The sequence below is a fragment of the Streptomyces sp. NPDC088553 genome, assembly GCF_044752965.1.
In the GTDB taxonomy this organism is placed as follows: Bacteria; Actinomycetota; Actinomycetes; order Streptomycetales; family Streptomycetaceae; genus Streptomyces.
On sequence record NZ_JBIVMG010000008.1, the window covers coordinates 20691 to 47160 of the forward strand.

A 26470-nucleotide genomic window follows, 5' to 3' on the forward strand; every position below is an offset into this window, starting at 1 on the left:
CGGGACGGGCGGAGCGGGAAGAGCTGAATTACCCGCGTTCCATCGGCAGTTCCGGCCCCTTGGTGTGAACTGCCGGATGCCCTTCGGAATTGCTGGAGAAACGGCCGGAATCCGTGTCGTGGAGTGACCGGGATCATGCCAAACATATGTCGAGAACTTGTGACACAAGCGTGACCGCCAAGGGACTAACGTGAGGGCCATGGCACCCACATCGCGCACTCCCGAACCGCCCCGCGACGCCCCCGAGTCCTATGTGGGCCTCGACGCGGACGGCGCCGCACGGCTCGCCAGGACGCGGGGCTGGAGCACCGTGAGGTCGCTCCCCCCCGGCTCGATCATCACCATGGAGTACCTCGCCGGACGCATCAACTTCGAGGTCGAGGACGGCAGGGTCACCCGCTGCTGGCTCGGCTGAGAGACCGGCGCCGGCGCACGGGGCGCGCTCGGTGCGTCCGTACCCGGGCCCACGGAAGGGCCCCGGCACGCGGAAGGGCCCCGGCATGCGGAAGGGCCCCGGCCGATCCCGTCGGCCGGGGCCCTTCCGTACGCATGGGGCGAGTGCTCGCGGTCAGCCGCGGGTCGCCGGGGCGCGGCCGCCGGCCACTCCCGCGCGGGTCGCCGGGGCGCGGCCGCCGGCCACTCCGGCCGGCCCGCGGACCGGCTCCTCGGACCCGGGCGGACGCTGTGGGAAGTACCCCGGGCGGGGCCCTCCGGAGGCCACGGGCAGCGAGGGGACCAGACGGCGACGGTCCCGCAGCCGGTCGCGTACCCGGTCGCGCAGGGCGAGGATCCAGGACTCCGCCACGGCGAGGACCGGCTCGCACCAGGGCAGGGCGAGCAGGATCAGCAGCCCGGCGGCCCAGCCCAGGAGGACGTCACTCAGCCAGTGCGTGCCCAGATAGACCGTGGTGAGTCCGACGCCGAGCGCGACCACGGCGGAGAGCGCCGACAGGTAGCGCCTGGCCCGCGGGGTGGTCGCCAGGTAGGCGAGGATGCCCCAGGTCACGACCGCGTTGGCGGTGTGACCCGAGGGAAATATGTCGCCGCCCGCGAAGAGCTCGGCGGAGCCGACCTCGGTCGCGTAGTGGGGTCCGAGACGGCCGAGCCCGAGCTTGACCGCGCCGACCGTGACGTTGAGCAGCAGGAGGGCGGCGCCGAGGCAGAGCAGGGGCCGCAGGGTGTGCTGGCGCCAGGAGCGCCAGCCCAGCCAGGCGGCCACCATGACGGCCGTGGGGCCGCGCTGGCCGAGGACGACGTAGTAGTCGAGGAAGCCGTGGATCTCCGGCCACTGCTGATAGGGCCGGAAGAGCATGATCTTCCAGTCGAGGGTCACCAGCCACGTCGAGAGCAGCACGGCGACGACCATGGCGAGATAGAACGCCGACGTCCCGCCGAAGAGGGCGAGACGCGTGCGGGTCATCCGCGGGACCTCTATCTTCGGCGGTTCCGGCTCCCGGTCCAGCCGGGCAAAGATGTCGGTACGCACCCAATCGACGTTACAGGGAGTGAGTAGCAGACCCGGTCGTTCCGGTCTGTTCGTGATGTTGATGTGATGTGGAGTAGGTCTCAGTCGGTGACCTATTCCGGCCGTCCGTCGGGAAATCCGATGACCTTCCGCCCTATTGTCATGGAGCCGTTTCCGGAAGAGTGTTTGAGTGCGCGGGAATTGCTTCAAACAGGTGTCCGTACGGAATTCCATGCGACGCGCGGGCCGCCCCGAGTGGCGTACGCCACACCGCGCGGCCCGCCGGGGTGAGAGCTGCACCACGCGCTCGGGCCTTGAACTCGCGTACGCTGACGGCTCACTCGCCCGTCGATGCCGGGCCGCCCCAGGGGCATAAGCCCTGGTCGGGGCCCGCCGAGCGCGAGAGCTTCACTGGGAGGTACGTACATGTCGCGGACGAACACGGCCCCAGCACGACCCCGTGCCGCAGCCGACGGCGGAACCAACCGCTGGGTCGTCCTCGTCGTCCTCTGCGTCAGTCTTCTCGTGGTCGCCCTCGACGCGACCATCCTCCATGTCGCGATCCCCTCGCTCACCGAGGACCTGCGCCCCAGCTCCACGTCGCTGCTCTGGATCGTCGACGCCTACCCGCTGATCTGCGCCTCGCTCCTGATCCTCTTCGGCACCCTCGGGGACCGGGTCGGGCGGCGCAGAATCCTGCTCCTCGGATACGCGCTGTTCGGCATCGCCTCGGCGGTCGCCGCGCTCGCCACCGAACCCTCGGTCCTCATCGGGGCCCGGGTGCTCCTCGGCGTCGGCGGCGCCATGATCATGCCCGCCACGCTCTCCATCCTCCGGGCGGTCTTCCCCGACCGGCGGGAGCGCGCCACCGCGATCGGGGTCTGGACCGCGGTCGCCGCGATAGGGGCCGCCACCGGACCCGTGCTCGGCGGCTTCCTGGTCGAGCACTACTGGTGGGGCTCCGTCTTCCTCATCAACATTCCGCTGATGGCGCTCATCCTGCCGCTCGGCCGCCGCCTCCTCCCCGAGTCCCGGGGAGCCGCCGACGGACCCTGGGACGTCCTCGGCGCGCTCATGGCCGCCGCCGGCGTGCTCGGCTGCGTCCTCGGGGTCAAGCGCGCCGGTGCCGGCGAACCGCTCCTCGCGCTCCCGACCGCCGGGCCGCTGCTGCTCGGCGCCACGCTCCTCGTCCTCTTCGTACGGCGTCAGAGGCGACGGCCCCACCCGCTGATCGACATGCGGCTCTTCTCCCGGGCCGCCTTCACCACCTCGGTCGGCTGCATCGTGCTCGCGATGCTGGCCCTGGTCGGCCTGCAGCTCATCGCCGTCCAGTACCTCCAGCTGGTGCTCGGCCTCAGCCCGCTGGAGACCGGGCTGCGGCTGCTGCCGCTCACCTTCGCCGCGATGGCCGCCGGCGCCACCGGTTCGTACACCCTGCGCAGGATCGGACCGCGGCGGATGGTCGGCTGGGGCTTCGTCCTCACCGCCGCCGCCGTGCTGCTGCTCACCTTCATGGGTCAGCACGACCGGCCGCTGCTGCTCACGGTGGGCTTCGTGCTGCTCGGCTTCGGCCTGCAGACCACGCTCTTCTCGGCGTACGAGTCGATGCTCAGCGAGGCGCCGCAGCGGAGCGCGGGCGCGGCTGCCTCGATCGGCGAGACCTCGTACCAGCTCGGCGCGGGCATGGGCACGGCACTGCTCGGCAGCGTGATGAACGCGGCGTACGCCCCCGGGCTCGCCGCCGTCCCCGGGGTGCCCGCGGAGGCGAGCCGGGCCGCCGCGAACTCGCTCGGCGAGGCCTATCAGGTCGCCGGCCAGCTCGGCGGCGCGGCCGGCGGCGCGCTGCACCAGGCCGCCCGGCACGCCTTCGTGAACGGTCTGCACATCACGCTCTTCGTGAGCGCGGGGCTGCTGCTGCTCGGCGCGGCGATGGCCCGGCGCCTGCCCCGGGTGATGGAGTGCCCGGTGGATCCGGAGGAGACGGTGTCCGCCGGTGTGCCGGAGGCGGAGCCGCCGGTGCTGTCGAAACCGGCCCTGACCGAGGCGGCCCTGACCGAGGCGGCCCTGACCGAGGCGGCCGGGTCCGAGCCCGTCCGGTCCGTGCCGGTGCCGTCGAGGCCGACGGGGTCCGTGCGGTCCTCGGAGCCGTCCGAGGCACGGGAGCTCGCCGACCCGTCCGAGCCGCGGGTGCCCGCGACCCGGGAAGCGATCGAGCCCGCCGGCTCGGGGCGTCCGGCGCACTGACCCGATCCTTCGGGGTGTCCGGCCGGCCGGCGGACCCGCTCAGCTCTGGTTGAAGAAACCGTCCTGCTGACGCCGGCCCGTCTCACCGGTGACGATCTGGGTGTCGGCGGGGGTCAGCAGGAAGACCCGCGTCGCCACGCGCTCGATCGAACCGCGCAGACCGAAGGCGAGACCCGCGGCGAAGTCGACCACGCGCTTGGCGTCGTTCGGCTCCATCGCGGTCAGGTTCACGATCACCGGAACGCCGTCCCGGAAGAGTTCGCCGATGCCCCGGGCGTCCCGGAAGCCGTCGGGGGAGACGGTGGCGATCCGCCGGCCCCGGTCCTCGGCGGTGTCCGTGGCCACCCGGACCCGGGGGTCCGTCACCCAGGCGTCGCCGCCCTCGGCACCGTCGGCGTACTCGTCGTCGTAGTAACGCTCGTCGTTGTCCTCGACGAGGCCCAGCCAGGCACTCGCCTTGCGCACCGATCCCATGGACGCCTCCTTTCACGCGGTCACTTGTGGTTCCGCATTTCCCTATCGTCCTTCATGATGCGGATCGCGCGCCAAGTGGATAGTCGGCGCGCAGGGGATTCGTGACGGTACTGGTGCAGAACGTGAGCACCGCTTCCTGGCGATTCGTCAGGAAACGTGCGGTATGCGGGGCCTGGGGGAGGGCCATGCAGCTGAAAATATGAAAGTCGGGCCACAAGGGTGACGGTGGGCGCGTACGGGTGAACGGGCCCGCTCGCTACGATGCCGCGAGGCCGTCCGGCGGTCCATAGCCCGGCCCAGATCCACGACTCACGGGGGAGTCCATGTTCGGAATCGTCAGACCCTGCACCCATCGGCTCACCGACGGCCTCAAGACCGAGTGGATGGCCCATCTCTGCGGCCTCTGCCTGGCACTTCGCGCCGACCACGGCCAGTTCGCCCGGGTCGTCACCAACTACGACGGGCTCATCGTCTCGGTTCTGACGGAGGCTCAGACCGGCGTCACGGAGGCGGGCCGTCGCACGGCCGGGCCCTGCGCGCTACGCGCCATGCGGACCGCCCCCGTCGCCAGGGGCGAGGGCGCCCGTCTCGCCGCCGCCGTCTCGCTGGTCCTCGCCTCGGCGAAGATACGGGACCACGTCGCCGACCGGGACGGGCTGTTGGCCCGGCGGCCCGCCGCCGCCGCGGCCCGCCGCGTCGCCCGCTCCTGGGACAGGGCGGGGGCCAGGACCGGCCGCGCCCTCGGCTTCGACACCGCCGTCCTCGTCGACGCCGTCGACCGCCAGACCGGGATCGAGGCCCTCGCCGGCCCCGGCACCTCACTGCTCGCCGTCACCGAACCGACCGAGACCGCCACCGCGGCCGCCTTCGCCCACACCGCCGTCCTCGCCGGACGGCCCGGGAACGCGGAGCCGCTCGCCGAGGCGGGCCGGCTCTTCGGCCGCCTCGCCCACCTCCTCGACGCCGTCGAGGACCAGACCGCCGACGCGGAGAAGGGCGCCTGGAACCCGCTCACCGCGACCGGCACCTCCCGCGAGGAGGCCCGCCGGCTCGCCGACGACGCCCTGTACGGCATCCGCCTCGCGCTGAAGGACGCCGAGTTCGCCGACGGCAAGCTGGCGCACGTCCTGCTCGCCCACGAACTCCGCACCTCGGTGGACCGCGCCTTCGGCACCACGACCTGCGCGCACGGGGCGCCGGGGGCGGGGCAGGCCATGCCGGGCGGCCACGGCCACGGACCCGGGGGCCACGCGCACGGCGCCCACGGTCCGGTGCCGGGGAACCCTTACGCCCCCGGTCCCGGCGGCCCCGGCGGCCCGGGTGGCCCCTACGCCCCCGGTCCCGGCGGCCCCGGCGGGCCAGGGGGACCGTTCCCGCCCGGGCCGCCGAACCGGCGCGGTCTGATCGCCGGATGCGCCCTCTGGGTGGGCCTCGCCTGCACCTGCCAGATGTGCTGTGGCACATTCGAGGACCCTTGGAGTCGCCAGCGGCGCGAGGGCCTCTGCCAGCAGTGTGACCCCGGCAGCTGCTGCGACTGCTGTGACTGTTGCAGCAACTGTTCCTCCTGCTGCGAGGGGGACGGCTGCTGCGGGGACTGCGGCTGCGGCTGCGACTGCTGACGACCCGTCGGACGCCGGCGCCCCGCCCCTACTTCTTCGGTGCGGGGAGCTCCGGCGGGGAGATCTGCGACGTGGCGATGCCCGACCCCGTCACGCCCCACTTCCGCAGGATCCTGTCGTACGTCCCGTCCGCCTTCAGGCCGTTCACCGCGGCCTGGAAGGCGGGCGCGAGCGGCGTGCCCTTCTTGAAGGCGAAACCGACGTCGAGCCGCCGGTACTCGTTGAGGAACTTCACGTTCTTCTGCTGCGTCACCGCGTACCGCACCCCGTTGATCGTGTTCATCACGACATCGCTGCGGCCCTGCTGGAGCGACATCCAGATCGCCCCGGTCTCGCTGTAGACGTTCACCTCGTACGGCTTCTTGCCCGCCTCCGCGCACCGGCCCTTGTTCTGCTCCAGGGTCCGCTCGAACGTGGTGCCCGCGTTCACGGCCACCTTCAGACCGCACAGCTGCGTGAGGTCGGTGACCGCCTTCAGCGGGCTGTCCGCACGGCTCGCGAAGCCCTGGCCGTCGTTGATGTAGGTCACGAAGTCGATGGCCTTGCGCCGCTCCTCGGTCACCCCGAAGTTCCCGGTCCCGACATCGTACTTGCCGCTGCCGAGCGCCGGCAGGATCGCCTCGAACCCGACCACCTCGCGCTTGAGCTCCAGACCGAGGGCCTTCGCCACGGCCGCGGCGAAGTCGGCGTCGACCCCCACGACCGTCTTCCCGTCGGGCAGGTACGCCGAGCTGGGCGGGGTGGCGACGGACGAGGCGATCGTGAAGCCGCCCCGCTGCCGGACGTCGGCGGGCAGCAGTTTCACCGCCGCCTCGTTCCTCTTCACCGCCGACACCACGTCCTCGGTCGGGAGCGCGCCCTTCGCGGCGCCCGGCGCGCCCGAGGCCCCGGCCGGGGTCGTCGCGGGATCGCCGCCCGCGCAGGAGGTCAGGGTGAGGGCGGCGCCCGTGATCAGGGCGAAGACGAGGGCGGTGCGTGCGGTGCCGGGACGCGTGCGCGTGGTCATGGCTTCGGGTTCTCCAGGAATTTCTCGAACGGCAGCGGGCCGATCGACTCGGGATCGGCGGACACGTCGAAGAGCGGGCGGTAGCCGCTCGCCAGATAGAGGCCCCTGGCCTCCGGCTGGCGCGGTCCGGTCGTGAGATAGAGGCGGGAGTAGCCGCGGGTGGCGGCCTCCCGTTCGAGCACGGTCAGGACCCGGCGGGCGAGTCCGCGCCTGCGGTGCGCCGAGTCGGTCCAGATCCGCTTCAGTTCGGCGGTGTCGTCGTCGTAGCGGCGGTAGGCGCCGCCCGCGACGGGCCGGCCCTGCTCGAGCAGGAGCAGGAAGGCACCGTGGGGCGGGGCGAACTCCTCCGCCGGGTAGCGGCTCAGATCGTGCGCGGAGCCGTACCGGGTCGTGTACTCGTGCGCCAGCTCGTCGAGGAGCGGGCGCGCCAGAGGGTCGGTGGTCGTGGTCCGGTGCACGGACAACGCGAAGGTCATGACGGTCCTTCAGGGCGAAGGAGAGCAGGGCAGGGCAAGGCGGGGCGAGGCAGGGCAAGGCGAGGCAGCCCTTCAGAACGAAGGAGGGCGGCGCGGCAGAACGAGGGGAGGGGAGAGCTCAGGCACCACGAGGGGCCTGGATGTGAAGGCGCCGCGGAGAACAGCACGCGGACGGGGCGGAGCCGCAGGACGGCTCACCGAGCAGAGGGTCGGCTCAACAGGAGGAGGACCACACGCGACCGAAGTCGATGTGGGAGCGCGTGACCAGCTGCTGCGAATGCATGGCCACAGTGGAACAGGCATCCGTTCCCGCGTCAACCGGGATGAGACGTACAGCTCACAGTGCGGACACCCTTGACAGCGGGGCCTGTTGACCGCATAGCCTCGAAGGGCGGATACGGGCTGAGGGGCCCGGTTCCGTGCTCACCGCGTGTGAAGGCGCACCCCCGTGTTCGATCCGCCTCTGGCATCCACGGAGTCTTCGTATGTCCGCGACCCTGGTCAAAACCCCCTCCACGGCCCCGCCGGCCGAACCACCACCCCGCATCGTCCCCGCCCGCCGCGCCGGGCAGTGGACCGCCGCCGGCCTCGTCCTCGTCCTGCTCGCCCTCGGCCTGGTCTCGGTCGTCCGCAACAAGGCCTTCCAGTGGGACGTGGTCGCCGAGTACTTCACCTCCGCGTCCGTCCTGCGCGGACTCGGCCTCACGCTGTGGCTGACCGCCCTCGTCATGGCGCTCGGCTTCGTCCTCGGCACCCTGCTCGCCGTGCTCAGACTCTCCGCCAACCCCGTGCTGCGCGCGGTGAGCTGGGGATACGTCTGGTTCTTCCGGTCCACCCCGATCCTGGTCCAGCTGCTCTTCTGGTTCAACATCGGCGCGCTCTACCCGCAGATCCTCGGCGTCAGCACGGTCAACCTCCTCGGCCCCGTGTCCGTCGCCGTCATCGGCCTCACCCTGCACGAGGCCGCCTACGCCGCCGAGGTCGTGCGCGGCGGCATCCTCTCCGTCGACCGCGGCCAGCTGGAGGCCGCCCAGTCCCTCGGCCTCGGCCGGTGGCGCCGCCTCTCCCGGATCGTGCTGCCGCAGGCCATGCGGGCGATCGTCCCGCCGGCCGGGAACATGCTGATCGGCACCCTCAAGGGCACCTCGATCGTCTCCGTGATCGCCGTCCAGGACCTGCTCTACTCGACCCAGCTCGTCTACCACCGCACGTACGAGGTCATCCCGCTGCTGCTCGTGGCCACCCTCTGGTACGTCGCCGTCACCTCCGTCCTCAGCCTCGGCCAGTACTACGTCGAGCGTCACTACGCCCGCGGTACGGCGGGTGCGCGATGAGCGCGAACGCCTCGATCGTGATCGTGGGCGCCGGTCCGCGGGGGACCGGCTTCCTCGAACGGCTCGCCGCCAACCTGCCCGAGCTCTACGGCGACCGCCCCCTCGACCTCCACCTCGTCGACCCGCACCCGCCGGGCCCCGGCCGGATCTGGCGCACCGCGCAGTCCCCGCTGCTCTGGATGAACTCCCGAGCCGAGGACGTCACCATGTTCACCGACGAGACCGTGGACCTGGCCGGCCCCGTCCGCCCCGGCCCCACCATCGCCGAATGGGCCGGCATCGAGGGCCGGAGCTTCCCCACCCGCCCCCAGCAGGGCGCCTACCTGCGCTGGGTGTTCGAGCGGGCCCGGGCCGCGCTGCCCGCCTCCGTCTCCGTCCACGAGCACCGCACCAGCGCCCTGCGGATCGGCGGCCCGCGCGAGGGGCGCCAGCGGGTCTGGCTGGACGGCTCCGCCGCACCCCTCCTCGCCGACCTCGTCGTCCTCACCGTCGGCCACCTCGACGCCGAACCCGACCCGGAGCAGCGGGCCCTCGCCGGCTTCGCCGCCCGCCACGACCTCGTCCACCTGCCGCCCGACTTCACCGCCGACACCGACCTGACCGCCCTGCCCGCCGGCGAGGCCGTCCTCGTCCGCGGCTTCGGCCTCGCCTTCGTCGACCTGATGGTGCTGCTCACCGAGGGCCGCGGCGGACGGTACGAGGGCGAGGGCGACGCGCTGGTCTACGTGCCCTCCGGCAAGGAACCGGTGCTGCACGTCGGATCGCGCCGGGGCGTCCCGTACCACTCGAAGATCGGTTACGCCCTCGACGGCGAACGGCCCCCGCTGCCCCGCTTCTTCGGCCCCGAGCAGACCGACGCCCTGCTGCGGAGGAACGGGCCCATCGACTTCCGGCGCGATGTGTGGCCGCTGGTCGACAAGGAACTCGGCTGGGCCCACTACCACCGGCTCTTCTCCACCCACCCCGAGCGGACCGCGCTCGCCTGGGAGGACTTCGAGCCGGCCTACGCGGCGGCGCCGCCGCGCGGCGCCGAACTCGCCGCCGTCGTCGCCGCGGCCGTCCCCGACCCGGCCGACCGGCTCGACCTGGACGCCCTCGACCACCCCCTGGACGGCATCCGCTTCGCCTCGAAGGAAGCCCTCCAGCACGGTCTGCGCGACTACATCACCGACGACCTGACCCGCCGTCACGACCCCGCCCACAGCTCCGACGCCGCCGTCTTCGCCGGCCTGCTCTCCGTCTACGGACAACTCCTCCGGCTCGGCAACCGCATCGACACCGGCGACTGGTGGCACGGCTTCTTCAGCTACCTCGCCTCCGGACCGCCCGGCCCCCGGCTGCGCCAGCTCCTCGCCCTCTCCCGCGCCGGCATCGTCCACTTCCTCGGCCCGCAGGTCACCGTCGAGGCCGACGAGGAGCGCGGAGTCTTCCGGGCCGCGTCCGCCGCCGTGCCCGGGGAGTGGACCGAGGCACGCGCCCTGGTCGAGGCCCGGCTCCCCGACCCCTCGCTCGAACTCACCAGCAGCCCGCTCCTGCGCGCCCTGCACGAGGAGGGCGCCCGGGCCACCGCCAGCGGCCTCCTCGTCGTCGACCCCGTCGACAGCCGGGTCCTCGACTTCGACGGACGTCCGCACCCGCGCCGCTTCGCGCTCGGTCCGCACACCACCGCGCGGACCGACAGCGCCTTCACCCGGCCCCGTACCGGCGGGGTCGCCTTCCGGCAGAACGACGTCACCGCGCGGGCGGCACTGACGTTCCTGCGCGACCGGGCGTGTCGGCTCCCGGCCCCGCTGAGCGCCTGATCCCCCTCTCCTCCCCTCCCGCCGCCCGACCCCTTTCCGAGGAACCGCCATGTCTCTCACCAGCGATCTGCCCGCCACCAGAACCGTCGTGAAGGAACCGGCGGCGGCCCCTGAGCTCGTGGTCGTCCCCGTGCGGCACCCCTGGCACTGGGTGGCCGTCGTCGTCACCGCCGTCCTGCTGGTCCAGTTCGTCCACGGGCTCGTCACCAACCCCGGCTGGGAGTGGGACGTCTTCGCCGCCTTCTTCACCACCGAGACGGTCCTCCGGGCCGTCTGGGTCACCCTCCAGCTCACCTTCTACGGCACCGCCCTCGGCTTCGCGATCGGCATCGTGCTCGCCTTCATGCGCCTGTCGGCCAGTCCGTTCCTGCGGTCCGTCGCCTTCGGCTACATCTGGGCCTTCCGCTCGATCCCGCTCATCGTCCAGCTGCTCTTCTGGTTCAACCTCGCCTATCTCTACAAGGAGCTGAGCATCGGCATCCCCTTCGGGCCGAGCTTCCTCTCCTTCGACACGATGGGCCTGGTCGGAGAGATGAGCGCCGCCGTCCTCGGGCTCGCCCTGCACCAGGCGGCCTACGCGGCGGAGATCGTCCGCGGCGGTGTACTCGCCGTGGACGAGGGCCAGTTGCAGGCCGCGGCCTCCCTCGGCATCCCGCGGTTCCGGCAGGTGCGGCGGATCGTCCTGCCGCAGGCGATGCGCTCGATCCTGCCCAACGCCGCCAACGAGATCATCTCGCTCTTCAAGGGCACCTCGATCGTCTCCGTCATGGCGATCGGCGAACTCTTCTACCAGGTCCAGGTCGTCTACGGCCGCAACGGGCGGGTCGTCCCGCTCCTGATGGTCGCCACCGCCTGGTACGTCCTGCTCACCACCGCGCTCTCCGTCGTCCAGCACTACGTCGAACGCCACTACGCGAAGGGGAGCGTCCGATGAGCTCCGTCACCGTCGACCCGACCGCCGAAGACCGGGCCGCCACCACCGCCAAGGTCGAGATCCGGGCCGTCCACAAGAACTTCGGCCCCCTCCACGTCCTGCGCGGCATCGACCTCGACGTCCGCGCCGGCGAGGTCACCGTCGTCCTCGGACCCTCGGGCTCCGGCAAATCCACCCTCCTGCGGACCATCAACCACCTGGAGAAGGTCGACAGCGGCACCGTCAGCGTCGACGGCACCCTCGTCGGCTACCGCCGCTCCGGCAACAAGCTCTACGAGCTGCGCGAGCGGGACATCCTCAAGCAGCGCACCCGGATCGGCTTCGTCTTCCAGAACTTCCACCTCTTCCCGCACCTCACCGTCCTGGAGAACATCGTCGAGGCCCCCGTCTCGGCCCTGAAGCGCCCCCGCAAGGAGGCCGAGGCCGCGGCCCGGACGCTCCTCGAACGCGTCGGACTCGCCGACAAGGCGGAGGCCTACCCCAAGCAGCTCTCCGGCGGACAGCAGCAGCGGGTCGCCATCGCCCGTGCGCTCGCCCTCGAACCCGGCCTGCTCCTCTTCGACGAGCCGACCTCCGCGCTCGACCCCGAGCTGGTCGGCGAGGTCCTCGACGTCATCAAGGACCTGGCGGCCTCCGGCACCACCATGATCGTCGTCACCCATGAGATCGGCTTCGCCCGCGAGGTCGCCGACACCGTGGTCTTCATGGACGAGGGCCGGATCGTCGAGCAGGGGCCGCCGGCCGAGGTGCTCGACAGCCCCCGCCACGAACGCACCCGCGCCTTCCTCTCCAAGGTCCTCTGACCGTCTGCCTCTTCCCTCCCGTCCCTTCCCTCTCAGGAGTACTGCCATGAAGACCCGTCGCACCGTCCTCACCGCCCTCGCCTCGCTCACCGCCCTCGGCGTCCTCACCGCCTGCGGCTCGGGTGACGCCGCCCTCGACGCGGCCAAGCCCGAGGCGAAGAAGGCCGCCGAGGGCATCAACCTCAGCCCCGAGCAGGACCGCGTCCACACCCCCAAGGTCGACGCGCTCGCCGCGAAGCTGCCCGAGGCCGTCCGCAAGAGAGGCACCCTGATCCTCGGCGTCTCCGCGACGAGCAATCCGCCGCTCGCCTTCCACGCCACCGACGACAAGACGCTGATCGGCGTCGAGGTCGACCTCGCGACCCTGGTCGCCGACGCCCTCGGTCTGAAGCCCGAGTTCAACCCGGTCTCCTGGGAGAACCTCTTCGTCGGCCTCGACAGCGGCAAGTACGACGCCGTCTTCTCCAACGTCACCGTCACCGAGGAGCGCAAGGACAAGTACGACTTCGCCACCTACCGCCTGGACGACCTCGCCTTCGAGGCGAAGAAGGGCTCCGGCTGGACGGTCAAGGGCCCCGAGGACGTGGCGGGCAAGGCGATCGCCGTCGGCTCCGGCACCAACCAGGAGAAGATCCTCGTCGACTGGTCCGCGCAGAACGAGAAGGCCGGCCGCAAGCCGGTCGACATCAAGTACTACCAGAACACCTCGGACTACTACCTGGCGCTCCAGTCCGGCCGGATCGACGGCTACCTCGGGCCCAACCCCGTCGCCGCCTACCACGTGCTCTCCGCCGGACAGACCGAGATCGTCGGCAAGTTCTCCGGCGCGGGCGCCGGACTCCAGGGCAAGATCGCGGCCACCACGAAGAAGGACAGCGGACTCGTCGCCGCCTACGCCGCCGCGATCGACCACATCGTCGAGAACGGCACCTACGCCCAGGTCCTCAAGCGCTGGGGCCTCGACAGCGAGGCCGTGACGAAGTCGGAGATCAACCCGCCCGGGCTGCCCCGCACCAAGAACTGACCGCGCTCCGTCCGCTCCACGCTTCGAGAGAGACCGCATGACCAGCAGCCGAACCCTCCATCTCGCCGCCGAACTCGCCCCGGGCGCCGGTGACTCCCCGGGCGCCCTCGCCTCCGCCGCCACACGTACCGCCGCATCCGCCGTCGCCGGGACCGCCGCCCGTACCGTCGCGCTCGCCCGGCTCGCCGAGGCCGCCGGGCTCGACCTCCTCACCCACGACGACTCCTTCACCCGGCCCGGCCTGGACGCGCTCGCCGTCCTGGCCCGGGTCGCCCCCGAGACCCGCTCCATCGGTCTCGTGCCGACCGTGACCACCACCCACACCGAGCCCTTCCACGTCCAGGCCGCCGTCGCCACCCTCGACTGGGTGAGCCGGGGCCGGGCGGGCTGGCGGATCGCCGTCTCCCCGACCGGGGCCGAGGCCAGGCTCTTCGGCCGCCGGCCGGTCCCGCCCACCGCCGAGCTCTGGCAGGAGGCGGGCGAGGTCGCCGAGGTCTCCCGCAAACTGTGGGACAGCTGGGAGGACGACGCCGAGATACGGGACGTGGTGACCGGCCGGTTCGTCGACCGCCGCAAGCTGCACCACGTGAACTTCCAGGGCGCGACCTTCTCGGTCACGGGCCCCTCGATCGTCCCCCGGCCCCCGCAGGGCAACCCGGTGACCGTCGTCGACGCCACCCGCCCCGCCGCCCGCGACACCGCCGCCCACCATGCCGACGTGGCCCTGATCAGGGCCTCCTCCGCAGAGGAGGCCGCCGCCCTCCGCACCGAACTGCGGCAGGCGGCCCGCGCCCACGGCCGGGACCCCGGACAGCTGCGCGTCCTGCTCTCGGCGACCGTCGACCTCGACGCGTACGAGGGCGGGCCCGGGGCGCTCGCCGAACTGATCGCCGGCTGGCACGGCGGCGGTGCCATCGACGGCTTCCACCTCGTGCCGGCCGCGCCCGAGCGCGACCTGGAGCGGTTCACCGCCGGCACCGTCGCCCGGCTGCGCGACCGGGGACTCTTCCGTACGGCCTACGAGGGCGCCACCCTCCGCGACCACCTGGGGCTCGCCCGCCCCGTCAGCCAGTACGCCGCCGAAGCACGGGTGACGACGGGAGCACGCGCATGAGTACGGCTCCGGGCCGGAAGCAGATCCATCTCGCCGCGCACTTCCCCGGCGTCAACTCCACCACCGTCTGGGCCGATCCGCGCTCCGGTTCACAGATCGACTTCTCCTCCTTCGAGCATCTCGCCAGGACCGCGGAGCGCGGCCTCTTCGACTTCTTCTTCCTGGCCGAGGGGCTGCGGCTGCGCGAGCACAACGGCCGCATCCACGACCTCGACGTCGTCGGCCGGCCCGAGTCGATCACCGTCCTGAACGCGCTCGCCGCCGTCACCGACCGGCTCGGCCTGGCCGGTACGGTCAACGCCACCTTCAACGAGCCGTACGAACTGGCCCGGCGGCTCGCCTCGCTCGACCACCTCAGCGCCGGCCGGGCCGCCTGGAACGTCGTCACCTCCTCGGACGCCTTCACCGGCGAGAACTTCCGGCGCGGCGGCTACCTGGACCGGGCCGACCGGTACACCCGGGCCGCCGAGTTCCTCGCCACGGCCCGGGAGCTGTGGGACTCCTGGACCCCGGAGGGACGGCAGCGGCCCTTCGTCCACAGCGGCCCGCAGTTCGGGATCGAGGGCGAGTTCACCGTCCCGCGCTCCCCGCAGGGACACCCGGTCGTCATCCAGGCCGGAGACTCCGCCGAGGGCCGGGAGTTCGCGGCCTCGGCCGCCGACGTGATCTTCACCCGGCACTCGGCCCTGGAGGCCGGCCGGGAGTTCTACGCCGACGTCAAGGGGCGGCTCGCCCGGTACGGGAGGGAGCCCGGCGATCTGAAGATCATGCCCGGGGTGACCTACGTCCTCGGGGACACCGACGCCGAGGCGCAGGAGCGCGCCGGCGAGATCCGCCGCCAGCAGGTCTCCCCGCAGAACGCGATCCTCGCGCTGGAGCAGATCTGGGGCCGCGACCTGTCCGGCTACGACCCGGACGGACCGCTCCCGGACGTCGACCCCGATCCCGACTCGACCCTGGTCCAGGGGCGGGTCCGGGTCGCCGACCCGGTCGGGGTGGCCAGGAAGTGGCGGGAGCTCTCCGAGGCCAAGGGCCTGTCGATCCGTCAGACGGTCGTCGAGTCCACGAGCCGGCAGTCCTTCGTCGGCAGCCCGGCGACGGTCGCGGCGGCCCTGGAGGAGTTCGTCGCCACGGACGCCGCCGACGGCTTCATCCTCGTCCCCCACCTCACCCCCGGCGGCCTCGACGACTTCGTCGAGCGGGTCGTCCCGCTGCTCCAGGAGCGGGACGTCTTCCGTACGGAGTACTCGGGGACGACGCTCCGGTCGCACCTCGGGCTTCCCGAGCCCGTATGGAAGGGTTGAGCACCATGAGCACGGACAACGACAGCGGCACGGACGCGGGGGCCGACGCCCGGCAGGAGTGGCGGCACTGGCACGAGCAGCGGGAGGCCGCGGTCTCCTCCTCGTACGGTCCGCTCTCCCTCACGGGCACCCACTGGCTCTCGGACTTCCCGGAGGGGCGAATTCCGGCCGTTCCGGGGGAGTGGCGGGAGGACGGCGACGAGGTGCTCCTCAGCGCCCGCGCCGAGGACGGGATCACCGTCGACGGCAAGCCCTTCACCGGCACGGTCCGGCTCACCGCCGACCACGGCCCGATCCACGAGTCCCGCGTCGAGTCGGCGGGCCGGCGGCTCGTGGTGCTGCGGCGCGAAGGGCTCTGGGCCGTACGGGACTTCGACCCCGGCTCCGAGGCCCGTACCGCCTTCCGGGGCATCGAGGCCACCCCGTACGACGAGCGCTGGGTGGTGCCCGGCGTCTTCCGGCCGTACGAGCGGACGCGCAGCGTACGGGTGGAGAACGCCGACGGCCGCGAGCGCGGTCTCGGGCTCGCCGGGGAGCTGGTCTTCGAACTGCACGGCGGCGAGCACACCCTCCAGGTGGCCGTCGAGGACGACGGCTCCCTGTGGGCGGTCTTCGCGGACGCCACCAGCGGCCGGGACAGCTACCGCTTCCGCTTCCTGCGCCCGCCGGCCCCGACGGCGGACGGCTCGGTGACGGTCGACCTCAACCGCGCGCTGCTGCCGCCGTGCGCCTTCGCCGACCACTTCATCTGCCCCTTCCCGCCGCCGGGGAACACGCTCGACACCGCCGTCGCGGCGGGGGAGCGGCGGCTGAACGAGGTGTGACGCCTCAACTCCGGTGAATCGGTGGGAAGTCGAGGGCCGTACGGCCGAATCGCGCCCTTGCGGCGTGAAGTCGTACGGCCCGAGACTCCCCCACAGCGCCGGCCCCAGGCCGCGCCTCACGGGCCCGGCACCCCACGGCGGGCCCCCGATTCCCCTCGGGAGGAACAGAAGTGAGGACCACGCGCACCACCCCCACGAGAACCGTCCGGCTCCTCGCCGTCGCGGCAGGCCTCGCCGCCGCCGCGGCGCTCGCCACGCCCACCGCGAGCGCGGGCACCGCCGACACCGCACAGAGCACCCGCACCTTCGACGCCGCCGCCCTCTCGGCGACCGGCGACGCCGTCCGCGCCGCGGACGTGGCCGGTACCGCCTGGTACGCCGACACCGCCACCGGCAAGCTGGTCGTCACCGCCGACTCCACCGTCAGCCAGGCCGAACTCGCGAAGATCAAGCGGCGGGCCGGCGCGAACGCGGACGCCATCCGGGTCGAGCGCACCCCCGGAAAGTTCAGCAAGCTGATATCCGGCGGCGACGCGATCTACGCCACCAGCTGGCGCTGCTCGCTGGGCTTCAACGTCCGGGACGGCGCGGGCAACTACTACTTCCTGACCGCCGGGCACTGCACCGACGGCGCGGGCACCTGGTACTCCAACTCCTCCCGGACCACCGTCCTCGGCACCACCGCCGGGTCCAGCTTCCCGGGCAACGACTACGGCCTGGTGCGCTACACCAACGCCTCCGTCACCAAGTCCGGCACGGTCGGCAACGTGGACATCACGAGCGCCGTCAACGCCACCGTCGGCATGTCCGTCACCCGCCGCGGCTCCACCACCGGCATCCACAGCGGCTCCGTGACGGGCCTCAACGCCACCGTGAACTACGGCGGCGGCGACATCGTCTCCGGCCTGATCCGCACGAACGTCTGCGCCGAGCCCGGCGACTCCGGCGGCCCGCTCTACTCGGGCAGCCGCGCCGTCGGCCTCACCTCGGGCGGCAGCGGCAACTGCTCCACGGGCGGGACGACCTTCTTCCAGCCCGTGACGGAGGCGCTGAGCGCGTACGGGGTCAGCGTCTTCTAGCCGACCCGGGACGCGGGCCACGGCCCCCCGGACGCCGATGACCGACGAGATGAGGGACCTGACGACCCGGGCGTACTGGGGGCGGTGGTCCGCCGCCGTACGAAGGTGCCGCCCCGTGCGAGGAAGCACGGGGCGGCACCGCCTTGTGCGGGGGCCGCGTCAGAGGGCGCGGGCGAACTCCAGCCGGTCGGCGAAGTTCACGTACCCGGCGCGCTCGAAGGCCTTGGCCATCGCCACGTTCGCGGCGTCGCAGTCCCCGCGGATCTCGGTGGCCCCGGCCCCCGCCAGGACGCGCGTGCCCCGGACCACGACGGAGGTGGCGTACCCCTTGCCCCGGTGGGCGGGGGCGACGCCGACGAAGCCGATGACCGGAACGATGGGATTCTCGGCGGGCAGGCTGATCACGGCGACGGTGCCGTCCGCGTCGTAGCCGAGCTCCCACCACGCGGGCTCGTGCTTCAGTTCGGCCGTCTCCTCGAAGAGCAGCTCGGCCGCGCGCCGGGCGCCGTGCTGCCGTACGTCGGCCGCGAGGCGGGCGTCGGCGGTGTCGGCGAGCAGCTCGGCGAGGACCGCGACGAAGGGCTCGGGGCCGAGTTCGGCGAGCGAGCGGAAGGTCAGCCGGGGGTCGTCGGCGGGCAGCCCGTCCGGCGCTCCGGACGCCGGTCCGGTGCCACCGGTCGCGGTCGCCTCCGGTCCGCCGTCACCGGTTCCGGTCGCGGCGGGGACCCGGAGGCTGAACCTGCGGCCGTCGCGGATCACGGCGTACCCGGACGCCCGCAGCAGCTCGCCCCGGTGCTCCGGGCTCCGCTGGAACTGCGGGGCCTGGGCGGGGGAGTCGACGACGTGCTCCAGCTCCGTCGCGCCCAGCTCCCGGGCCTTGACGGCGGCCGCGTCGAGCAGCGCGGCAGCGGTCTCCGGAGCGTCCTCCGGCGCCTCGAACAGCACCAGCGCGAGCGGGACCTCGTGCCCCGGCATGGTCCACAGCACCACGCTGCCGGTGAGCCGGCCGTCGCCGTCCTCGGCGACCAGGCACCACTCGGGCCGGGTGCACGCGCTGTCGAGGAGCTGGGCGAGGTACGCGCGGGTGGCGGCGTTGCGCTCGGGGTCGCCGGGGTGCTCGACCAGGGCGGGGAGTTCGTCGGGACGGGCGGGGCGAACAGAAGTCACGGAGAGCCTTGTCGGTTCGGGGACGGTCGGTGCTGCCCCGCGAACGTAACGGCCGATGTGCGGGCGTGCCAGGGGTTTTGGGCTTCAGGGGGTGGTCCGCACCCCGCCGGCGGTGTCGACCTCGTCCGCGATCGGCTCCGACTCGGGCTCGCGCTTCAGGGAGGACATCAGCAGGGTGACGGCCACGCCGACGACCGCCCAGGCCGAGAGGACCAGCATCGAGCTCGTCATGTCGTTGCCCTTGAAGTACGCGATCGAGCGCGCCGCCCAGGTACCGGCGCCCGGTGGCAGGGCGGGGCCGATCGCGTTCCAGAACGGGGGCAGCATCGGCAACGGGAAGGCGCCACCCGCGCTGGGGTTGCCCGCGACCACGATGAGCAGGATCGCCAGGCCGATGCCGACGATCCCGAAGACCGACTGCAGGGCGAGGGTGGCGGCGCCGACGGCGAAGACGACCAGTGTCCCGAGCCCCCACAGGGCGGCGACGCTGCCGGGCAGGGCGCCCAGGATCGGGCCGACGATGACCGCGCCGCCGAGCCCGCCGAGGACCGAGTAGATCGCGAGGACCCCGAGGCGGATGATCGCGCGTTCCCGGTTCGCGGGCCGGGAGCCCGCGCTGATCGCCAGGATCGCGGCGCAGATGTAGCCGCCGACGCACCAGCCGACGACGAGGTAGAAGGCCGAGAGCCCGTCGAAGTCCTCCGACGAGGCGGGGGCCACGTCGACGGTCCGTACGGTGCGCTGCTGGGTCGCCTCCACCCGGGTGAGGATCGTCTCCAGGGCCGAGGAGAGCACGGTGCCGCCGCCGGAGGCCACGAGCAGGGTGTCGGTGCGGCCGGCGGGGTCGACGATCAGCGCGCCGTCGATGTCCCGGTTCAGGATCTGGTTCCGTGCCGTGGCCTCGTCGGCGACCGAGCGGGGGGCGAGCGGGGCGCCGGGGAGCTGGTCCAGCTGTCCGACGAGCTGTGCGGAGACCCGTTGCGGTGCGACGACGCCGAAGGGGACGTCCCGTGGCTTGGGGTGGTGCAGGGCCCCGACGTACGAGGTGATGAACAGCAGCTGGAGGGCGAAGACGCCGATGACGAGGAGGGCGGCTCGGGGGGTGACGGCGCTTTTCAGTTCGTCGACGAGGCTCATGCCCCCACGCTCCGGGGCAGGGGGTGTTTCCGCAGGTGGGATGCGCCCGAATGGTTGACCGGAGGACGACCCGGCGCGCTTATCGTACGGACGTTCGAAATGAGCTAAGGTGAGGAACAAGGGGGTGGGAACGTACGTACGATTTCGATGCGGGAGCCGGGAGGTGCGCCATGCCGGGGTTCACGCATCTGCACACCGCGTCGGGCTACTCCCTGCGCTACGGCGCCTCCCACCCCGAGTGGCTCGCCGCGCGTGCCGCCGAGCGCGGCATGGACGCACTCGCCCTGACCGACCGCGACACCCTCGCGGGCACGATCCGCTTCGCGAAGGCCTGCGCGAAGGCGGGGGTCCGCCCCCTGTTCGGCGTGGACCTCGCCTATGAGGCGACGACGCCCGGGCCGGGACGGCCCGGAGCGGGCGCGGGGCGGGCGCCGTCGTCCGCGTCCGGCGGCCCGCGGGGCGCCGGACGGACCTCCGGCCGTGGTCCGCAGGACATCCGGCGGGTCCCCGTCCGCGGCGGCGCCTTCGTCGACGAGTCCGAGCCCCGCGCCCTCTTCCTCGCCCGCTCCCGTACCGGCTGGGCCTCGCTCTGCGCGATGATCACCGCCGCCCACGCCGGGGGAGGGGAGCGGCCCCTGCTGCCCTGGTCCGCCCTGTGCGACGACGACGTCTTCGTCCTCCTCGGCCCCGACTCCGACGTCGGACAGGCCCTCGCCGCCGGCCGCCCCGACCGTGCCGTCCGGCTGCTCGCGCCCTGGCGCGACCGGTACGGCGACGCGCTGCGCCTCGCGGCCGTCGACCACGGGCGCTCCGGCACCGGGCCCGGCTCCCTGCGGCTCGCCGCCCGTACCGTCGGCTTCGCCGCCGAGCAGGGCGTCCGGCCGGTCCTCAGCAACGCCGTCCGGTACGCCGACCCCGGCCAGGGCCCGGTGGCCGACGTCCTCGACTCCGCCCGCCGCCTCGTCCCCGTCGACCCCCGCAAGGAGCTCGACAGCGGCGCCGCCTGGCTCAAGGGGGCCGACGGCATGCTGGCCGCCGCCGAACGGATCGTCGAGGCCGCCGGCTTCCGCCGGGACACCGCCCACCGGCTCCTCGAACAGACCGCGACGGTCGCCGCCGCCTGCCTGGTCGACCCCGAGGACGACCTCGGCATCGGCTCCGCGCACTTCCCCGAACCCCACCTCGTCGGCGCCGAGCACCGCACCGCCCAGCGCGTCCTCACCTCCCGCGCCGCCGCCGGCATGATCCTCAAGGGGTACGAGAAACGGGGCGCCTACTGGGACCGGATGCACCGCGAGCTGGACGTCATCGCCCACCACCGCTTCGCCCCCTACTTCCTGACGGTCGCCCAGGTCGTCGACGACGTCCGGAAGATGGGCATCCGGGTCGCCGCCCGTGGCTCCGGCGCCGGCTCCCTCGTCAACCACCTCCTCGGCATCGCGCACGCCGACCCGGTCGAGCACGGCCTCCTGATGGAACGCTTCCTTTCCAAGCGCCGCACCGCCCTGCCCGACATCGACATCGACGTGGAGTCCGCCCGTCGGCTGGAGGTCTACCGGGCGATCATCGACCGCTTCGGCACCGCACGCGTCGCCACCGTCTCCATGCCCGAGACCTACCGGGTCCGCCACGCGGTACGGGACGTGGGCGCGGCCCTCTCCATGGATCCGGCCGAGATCGACCGGATCGCGAAGGCCTTCCCGCACATCCGCGCCCGCGACGCCCTCGCCGCCCTCGACGAACTGCCCGAACTGCGCGAACTCGCGGGCGAACGGCAGAGGTTCGGGAGGCTCTGGGAGCTGGTCGAGGCCCTTGACGCGCTGCCGCGCGGCACCGCCATGCACCCCTGCGGGGTCCTGCTCTCGGACGCCTCGCTGCTCGCCCGCACCCCCGTGGTGCCCACCAGCGGCGAGGGGTTCCCCATGTCCCAGTTCGACAAGGAGGACGTGGAGGACCTCGGACTGCTCAAGCTCGACGTCCTCGGGGTCCGCATGCAGTCCGCGATGGCCCACGCCGTCGCCGAGGTCGAGCGGGCCACCGGCACCCGCCCGGACATCGACGCGGTCCCGGAGGGCGACCCCGAGACCTACCGGCTCATCCGCTCCACCGAGACCCTCGGCTGCTTCCAGATCGAGTCGCCGGGCCAGCGCGACCTGGTCGGCCGGCTCCAGCCCGCCACCTTCCACGACCTCGTCGTCGACATCTCGCTCTTCCGGCCGGGCCCGGTCGCCGCCGACATGGTCCGCCCCTTCATCGAGGCCCGGCACGGCCGCGCGCCCGTCCGCTACCCGCACCCCGACCTGGAGGAGACGCTGCGGGAGACGTACGGCGTGGTCGTCTTCCACGAGCAGATCATCGAGATCGTACGGATCATGACCGGCTGCGGCCGCGACGAGGCCGACCAGGTGCGGCGCGGGCTCTCGGACCCGGAGTCGCAGGGCCGGATCAAGCTCTGGTTCGCCCGGGAGGCCTCGGCGCGCGGATACGCGGACGAGGTCGTGGCCCGCACCTGGGAGATCGTGGCCGCCTTCGGCTCGTACGGCTTCTGCAAGGCGCACGCGGTGGCCTTCGCCGTACCGACGTACCAGTCCGCCTGGCTCAAGGCGCACCACCCGGCCGCCTTCTACGCCGGGCTGCTCACCCATGACCCCGGTATGTACCCCAAGCGGCTGCTGCTCGCGGACGCGCGGCGGCGGGGGGTGCCGGTGCTGCCGCTGGATGTGAACCGTTCGGCGGTCGCTCACCGTATCGAACTGGTGTCTGAATCTGTGGAGCGGTGGGGACTCCGGCTGGGACTCACCGACGTCCACGGCATCAGCGAGGCCGAGGGCGCGCGGATCGAGGCCGGGCAGCCGTACGTCTCCCTCCTCGACTTCTGGGAACGGGCCCGCCCCCGCACCCCCGTCGCCGAACGGCTCGCCCAGGTCGGCGCGCTGGACGCCTTCGGCGCCAACCGCCGCGACCTCCTCCTCCACCTCACCGAACTCCGCCGCATCCAGCGGGGAGCCGCCTCGCACGGTGGTCAACTCCCGCTCGCGCAGGGCGGGAAGACCGCCCCCGTCGGCCTGCCCGACCTCGACGAGACGGAACGCCTCAGCGCCGAGCTCGGCATCCTCGGCATGGACGCCTCCCGCCACCTCATGGGCGACCACCACGCCTTCCTCCGCGAACTCGGCGTCGTCTCCGCCCAGCGCCTCCGCGAGACCCCGCACGGCAGGACCGTCCTCGTCGCGGGCGCCAAGGCCGCCACTCAGACCCCGCCGATCCGCTCCGGCAAGCGCGTCATCTTCACCACCCTCGACGACGGCACCGGCCTGGTCGACCTCGCCTTCTTCGACGACGCCCACGAGCGCTGCGCCCACACCGTCTTCCACTCCTGGCTGCTGCTGGTCCGTGGAGTGGTGCAGCGGCGCGGCCCGCGCAGCGTCAGCGTGGTCGGCGCCGCCGCCTGGAACCTCGCCGAACTCGTCGAACTCCGGGCGTCCGGCGGCCTGGACGCGGTGGGGGAGCGCCTCGCCGAACCCGCCGAGCCGGCGACCCCGGCCGACCCGGCCGCACCCGCCGGAGGCAACGGCGACTCCGGCCGGCGCATCACCATGTCCACCGGTTACGAGATGAACCCCTGGGCCGACCTCAAGCCGGCGGGTGAAGGGACCCCGAGCGGAAGGAAGCTGTGGCACAGCAGCCCGGGCTCGGCGGGCTGAGCCCGCGCGTGTCAGGCGGTCGCCGCCCCGGAGACCGCCGTGTCGACGGACGCGTACGTCACCCCGTGGTCGGCCAGGACCTCCGCGACGACCCCGCCGGTCGTGGTGAGCGCGAGCAGGATGTGCTCGTCGCCGATCTCCCGGTCCTTGCGGGCCAGCGCCACCCGGAGGGACTTCTCCAGGACGGTCTTGGCCTCCCGCGAGAAGGACCGGCGGCCCGACCACCATCCGGAGTCCTTGCGGTCGCCCGCCAGCGCGCCCTCGCCGTGGGTCTCCTCCACCCGCGCCACGATCGCGCCGACATCGATGCCGAGGTCCGCCAGGGCCTCCTCGTCCGCGCGGGAGAGCCCCGCCCGGCGCCGGGCGTCGCTCAGCGCGGCCACCAGGGAGGGCCGGCGCTCCGGCGGGCACAGCGCGCGCAGCGCGCCCGCCGCCCGGGTGCCCTCCCCGTCGAGCAGGGCGAGGAGCAGATGCTCCGGGGTGACGACCGTCGCGCCGCCCCGCTCCGCGTGCTCGACCGCGCCCTTCACCGCGGTGCGCGCGGCCTTCGTGAACCGTTCGAACATCACTGCCTCCCGTACTTCTTGTGGACGGCCTGCCGGCTGACACCCAGTTCGGTCGCGATCTCCTGCCACGACCATCCCTGGTTGCGCGCACTGCGCACCTGGACGGCTTCCAGCTGTTCGAGCAGTCGCCGCAGGGCGGAGACGGCCCGTAGTCCGACCCGTGGGTCGCGGTCGCCCGCCCGTGCGGCGAGATCGGTCGCATCGGTCATGGTGTCAACTTACGTTGACAGAGATCCTCGCGTCAACCCTGGTTGACACTCAAACGACTCGCACAAATATTCGAACATGCTCTACGCTGGGAAAGCGGGAGGGGGCGTTCAGGGACAAACGGGACATGAGACGGAGGGGAGCGACATGATCCTCTGTGTACGGTTCCGGCTCGAACCGCCCGCTTCCGGCACTTCCGGGAGGGCCGGGGCGGAGGCCCTGCTTCCCCCGCTGATCGACCTGCTCGCCGAGTTCACCCCCGTCGTCGAGGCGGCCCCGCCCTGCGAGGCGCTCGCCGACGTGCGGGGTGCGCTGCGCTACTTCGACCGGAGCCCGGCCGAACTCGCCTCGGTGATCCGGGTCAGGGCCCTCGCCCTGTACGGCGTCGACTGCGTCATCGGAGCCGGCCCCAACCCGATGCTGGCCCGGATGGCCGCGAGCGAGGCCCGGCCCGGCGTCACGCTGGTCGTCGACGACCCCGCGGCCTTCCTGCGCGACCGGCCGGTCGTCGCGCTCGACGGCGTCGGCCGCGCCACCGCCCGTACCCTCTGCGGCTACGGACTCGACTCCGTCGGCCGCGTCGCGGACGCGCCGCTCGCCGTGCTCCAGCGTCTCGTCGGCGCGAAGACCGGCCGCGAGCTGTGGGAACGGGCCCGGGGCATCGACCGCACCCCCGTCGTCCCGCACGCGGCCTCCCGGTCGGTCGCGGCCGAACGTTCCTTCCCGCGCGACGAGACCGACCGGACGCGGCAGCGCCGGGCCCTCCTCTCCCTCGCCGAGGAACTGGGCACCCGGCTGCGCACGGAGGGGCAGGTGTGCCGCGCGCTCGCCGTCACCGTGCGGTACGCGGACCGGACCACGACCACCCGGAGCCGTACGCTGCCCGAACCCACCGCCCACTCGGCGGCGCTCACCGCCCTCGCGTACGCCGTCCACGACTCCTTCGGCCTCCAGCGGGCCCGGGTGCGGGGCATCGCCCTGCGTGCCGAGGGGCTCGCGGACGCGGAGGGCGCGGCGCACCAGCTGTCCCTGGACCCGGCGGACGAGAAGGCCCGGCGGATCGAGGCGGTGGCGGACAAGGCACGGGCGAAATTCGGTCCGCGGGCGGTACTGCCGGGATCGCTGGCGGCCTGACTGCCCTTCTACCAGGCGTCTATGACGACACATCACTTTTTACCGACGCGTAACTTCCCAGCCATGGCTACCCGTGCGTAGCTTGGCTGAAGCGCATCCCCACCGCGCATCCCCACTTGTGGTCCGGACCGCAGGGCGTAGCACCCCCACCATCCCCTTGAGCCGCAAGGAGATCGCCCGATGCTGCCCTGGAAACACGCCGTCAGAGCGCTGTCCGTCCTGCTGCTGACCGCCGCCGCCACCCTCGCGCCGACCGCCGCCGCCTCGGCGCAGACCGAGACCGCCACCACCAGTCGGGGCTGGAACGACTACTCCTGCAAGCCCTCCGCCGCGCACCCGCGGCCCGTCGTCCTCGTCCACGGAACCCTCGGGAACTCCGTCGACAACTGGCTCGTCCTCGCGCCGTACCTGGTCAACCGCGGATACTGCGTCTTCTCGCTCGACTACGGCCAGCTGCCGAACGTGCCGTTCTTCCACGGCCTCGGCCCCATCGAGGCCTCCGCCGGACAGCTCGACACCTACGTCGACCGCGTCCTCGCCGCCACCGGCGCCCCCGAGGTGGACATCGTCGGACACTCGCAGGGCGGCATGATGCCGCGCTGGTACCTCAAGTTCCTCGGCGGGGCCGCGAAGGTGAACGCGCTCGTCGGGATCGCCCCCGACAACCACGGCACCACCCTGCTCGGCCTCACCAAGCTCCTGCCGTACTTCCCCGGAGCCGAGGACCTGATCAAGGCCAACACCCCGGGGCTCGCCGACCAGATCGCCGGCTCACCGTTCATCACCAAGCTCAACCAGGGCGGCGACACCGTGCCCGGGGTCCGCTACCACGTCATCGCGACCCAGTACGACGAGGTGGTCACCCCGTACCGCTCGCAGTTCCTGAGCGGCCCGAACGTCACCAACGTCCTGATCCAGGACAAGTGCGCGCTCGACCTGTCCGAGCACGTGGCGATCGGCACGGTGGACCGGGTCACCTTCCACGAGGTGGAGAACGCCCTCGACCCGGCCCACGCGACCCCGACCACCTGCCTCTCGGTGATCGGCTAGTCC

Annotated in this window: 23 protein-coding genes; 15 read left to right on the top strand and 8 right to left on the bottom strand. The window is 72.7% G+C overall.

Going from position 1 to position 26470, the window contains the following annotated elements; translation table 11 throughout:
- The first annotated feature begins 199 nt into the window (after positions 1-199).
- Complete coding sequence (locus ACIP8Z_RS26420) at positions 200-415, top strand: I78 family peptidase inhibitor (protein WP_402087567.1); 216 nt, start codon at positions 200-202, stop codon at positions 413-415.
- 153 nt (positions 416-568) lie between these two features.
- Here ACIP8Z_RS26420 and ACIP8Z_RS26425 read toward each other — a convergent pair whose 3' ends face one another.
- Positions 569-1486 carry a phosphatase PAP2 family protein gene (locus tag ACIP8Z_RS26425; protein ID WP_319318701.1) on the bottom strand — a complete coding sequence of 306 codons (918 nt, stop codon included), beginning with the start codon at positions 1484-1486 and terminating at the stop codon, positions 569-571.
- Positions 1487-1891: 405 nt separating this feature from the next.
- Here ACIP8Z_RS26425 and ACIP8Z_RS26430 point away from each other — a divergent pair, with 405 nt between their 5' ends.
- Positions 1892-3709, top strand: a complete 1818-nt coding sequence (locus tag ACIP8Z_RS26430; protein ID WP_402087570.1) for an MFS transporter — start codon at positions 1892-1894, stop codon at positions 3707-3709.
- 39 nt (positions 3710-3748) lie between these two features.
- Here the strand turns inward: ACIP8Z_RS26430 and ACIP8Z_RS26435 are convergent, their stop codons facing one another.
- The gene (locus ACIP8Z_RS26435; protein WP_030315727.1) at positions 3749-4183 is read right to left on the bottom strand and encodes a cell division protein SepF; all 435 of its coding nucleotides are present in this window, start codon (positions 4181-4183) and stop codon (positions 3749-3751) included.
- 323 nt (positions 4184-4506) lie between these two features.
- Here ACIP8Z_RS26435 and ACIP8Z_RS26440 point away from each other — a divergent pair, with 323 nt between their 5' ends.
- Positions 4507-5802, top strand: a complete 1296-nt coding sequence (locus ACIP8Z_RS26440) for a DUF5685 family protein (RefSeq protein WP_402087573.1) — start codon at positions 4507-4509, stop codon at positions 5800-5802.
- A 28-nt stretch (positions 5803-5830) separates the two neighbouring features.
- Here ACIP8Z_RS26440 and ACIP8Z_RS26445 read toward each other — a convergent pair whose 3' ends face one another.
- Entirely contained in the window at positions 5831-6808 is a 978-nt protein-coding gene (locus ACIP8Z_RS26445) for an ABC transporter substrate-binding protein (protein ID WP_402087576.1), read from the bottom strand.
- A complete protein-coding gene (locus tag ACIP8Z_RS26450) occupies positions 6805-7284 on the bottom strand; it encodes a GNAT family N-acetyltransferase (protein WP_402087579.1) in 480 nt (159 codons plus the stop codon). Before ACIP8Z_RS26450 ends, ACIP8Z_RS26445 begins: the two co-directional genes overlap by 4 nt.
- A 485-nt stretch (positions 7285-7769) precedes the next feature.
- Here ACIP8Z_RS26450 and ACIP8Z_RS26455 point away from each other — a divergent pair, with 485 nt between their 5' ends.
- The 9 genes from ACIP8Z_RS26455 to ACIP8Z_RS26495 all read left to right on the top strand — a co-directional run bounded on the left by ACIP8Z_RS26455 (position 7770) and on the right by ACIP8Z_RS26495 (position 17502).
- Complete coding sequence (locus tag ACIP8Z_RS26455) at positions 7770-8618, top strand: amino acid ABC transporter permease (RefSeq protein ID WP_402087582.1); 849 nt, start codon at positions 7770-7772, stop codon at positions 8616-8618.
- Entirely contained in the window at positions 8615-10420 is a 1806-nt protein-coding gene (locus tag ACIP8Z_RS26460; RefSeq protein ID WP_402087584.1) for an FAD/NAD(P)-binding protein, read from the top strand. The genes ACIP8Z_RS26455 and ACIP8Z_RS26460 overlap by 4 nt, the downstream gene beginning before the upstream one ends.
- 49 nt (positions 10421-10469) lie before the next feature.
- Entirely contained in the window at positions 10470-11354 is an 885-nt protein-coding gene (locus ACIP8Z_RS26465) for an amino acid ABC transporter permease (protein WP_402087587.1), read from the top strand.
- Positions 11351-12157, top strand: a complete 807-nt coding sequence (locus tag ACIP8Z_RS26470) for an amino acid ABC transporter ATP-binding protein (protein ID WP_319318680.1) — start codon at positions 11351-11353, stop codon at positions 12155-12157. The genes ACIP8Z_RS26465 and ACIP8Z_RS26470 overlap by 4 nt, the downstream gene beginning before the upstream one ends.
- Positions 12158-12203: 46 nt before the next feature.
- Entirely contained in the window at positions 12204-13181 is a 978-nt protein-coding gene (locus ACIP8Z_RS26475) for an ABC transporter substrate-binding protein (RefSeq protein WP_402087589.1), read from the top strand.
- Between the two features lie 37 nt (positions 13182-13218).
- Positions 13219-14295 (top strand): LLM class flavin-dependent oxidoreductase, encoded by a 1077-nt coding sequence (locus ACIP8Z_RS26480; protein WP_402087591.1) that lies wholly within the window; start codon positions 13219-13221, stop codon positions 14293-14295.
- Complete coding sequence (locus ACIP8Z_RS26485) at positions 14292-15599, top strand: NtaA/DmoA family FMN-dependent monooxygenase (protein WP_402087592.1); 1308 nt, start codon at positions 14292-14294, stop codon at positions 15597-15599. Before ACIP8Z_RS26480 ends, ACIP8Z_RS26485 begins: the two co-directional genes overlap by 4 nt.
- 5 nt (positions 15600-15604) lie before the next feature.
- Positions 15605-16423 carry a DUF1684 domain-containing protein gene (locus ACIP8Z_RS26490; RefSeq protein ID WP_402087595.1) on the top strand — a complete coding sequence of 273 codons (819 nt, stop codon included), beginning with the start codon at positions 15605-15607 and terminating at the stop codon, positions 16421-16423.
- 170 nt (positions 16424-16593) lie between these two features.
- Positions 16594-17502, top strand: coding sequence for a S1 family peptidase (locus ACIP8Z_RS26495; RefSeq protein ID WP_402087598.1), 909 nt, complete (start codon positions 16594-16596; stop codon positions 17500-17502).
- Between the two features lie 159 nt (positions 17503-17661).
- Here the strand turns inward: ACIP8Z_RS26495 and ACIP8Z_RS26500 are convergent, their stop codons facing one another.
- Positions 17662-18669, bottom strand: a complete 1008-nt coding sequence (locus ACIP8Z_RS26500) for a GNAT family N-acetyltransferase (RefSeq protein ID WP_402087601.1) — start codon at positions 18667-18669, stop codon at positions 17662-17664.
- 84 nt (positions 18670-18753) lie between these two features.
- Positions 18754-19806 (bottom strand): DUF3533 domain-containing protein, encoded by a 1053-nt coding sequence (locus tag ACIP8Z_RS26505; protein ID WP_402087603.1) that lies wholly within the window; start codon positions 19804-19806, stop codon positions 18754-18756.
- Positions 19807-19976: 170 nt separating this feature from the next.
- On the opposite strand from ACIP8Z_RS26505, the gene ACIP8Z_RS26510 reads away from it, so the two are divergent.
- Positions 19977-23510 (top strand): DNA polymerase III subunit alpha, encoded by a 3534-nt coding sequence (locus ACIP8Z_RS26510; protein WP_402087606.1) that lies wholly within the window; start codon positions 19977-19979, stop codon positions 23508-23510.
- A gap of 11 nt (positions 23511-23521) precedes the next feature.
- On the opposite strand, the gene ACIP8Z_RS26515 is transcribed toward ACIP8Z_RS26510, so the two are convergent.
- Together ACIP8Z_RS26515 and ACIP8Z_RS26520 are read right to left on the bottom strand one after the other, a co-directional pair.
- The gene (locus ACIP8Z_RS26515) at positions 23522-24076 is read right to left on the bottom strand and encodes a Clp protease N-terminal domain-containing protein (protein WP_402087609.1); all 555 of its coding nucleotides are present in this window, start codon (positions 24074-24076) and stop codon (positions 23522-23524) included.
- Positions 24076-24285: a helix-turn-helix domain-containing protein gene (locus ACIP8Z_RS26520; protein ID WP_030315760.1), complete on the bottom strand. Its 210-nt coding sequence runs from the start codon at positions 24283-24285 to the stop codon at positions 24076-24078. Before ACIP8Z_RS26520 ends, ACIP8Z_RS26515 begins: the two co-directional genes overlap by 1 nt.
- 145 nt (positions 24286-24430) lie before the next feature.
- On the opposite strand from ACIP8Z_RS26520, the gene ACIP8Z_RS26525 reads away from it, so the two are divergent.
- Together ACIP8Z_RS26525 and ACIP8Z_RS26530 are read left to right on the top strand one after the other, a co-directional pair.
- A complete protein-coding gene (locus ACIP8Z_RS26525) occupies positions 24431-25417 on the top strand; it encodes a DNA polymerase thumb domain-containing protein (protein WP_402087612.1) in 987 nt (328 codons plus the stop codon).
- 180 nt (positions 25418-25597) lie between these two features.
- Positions 25598-26467, top strand: coding sequence for an esterase/lipase family protein (locus tag ACIP8Z_RS26530; RefSeq protein ID WP_402087615.1), 870 nt, complete (start codon positions 25598-25600; stop codon positions 26465-26467).
- Positions 26468-26470: the final 3 nt, after the last annotated feature.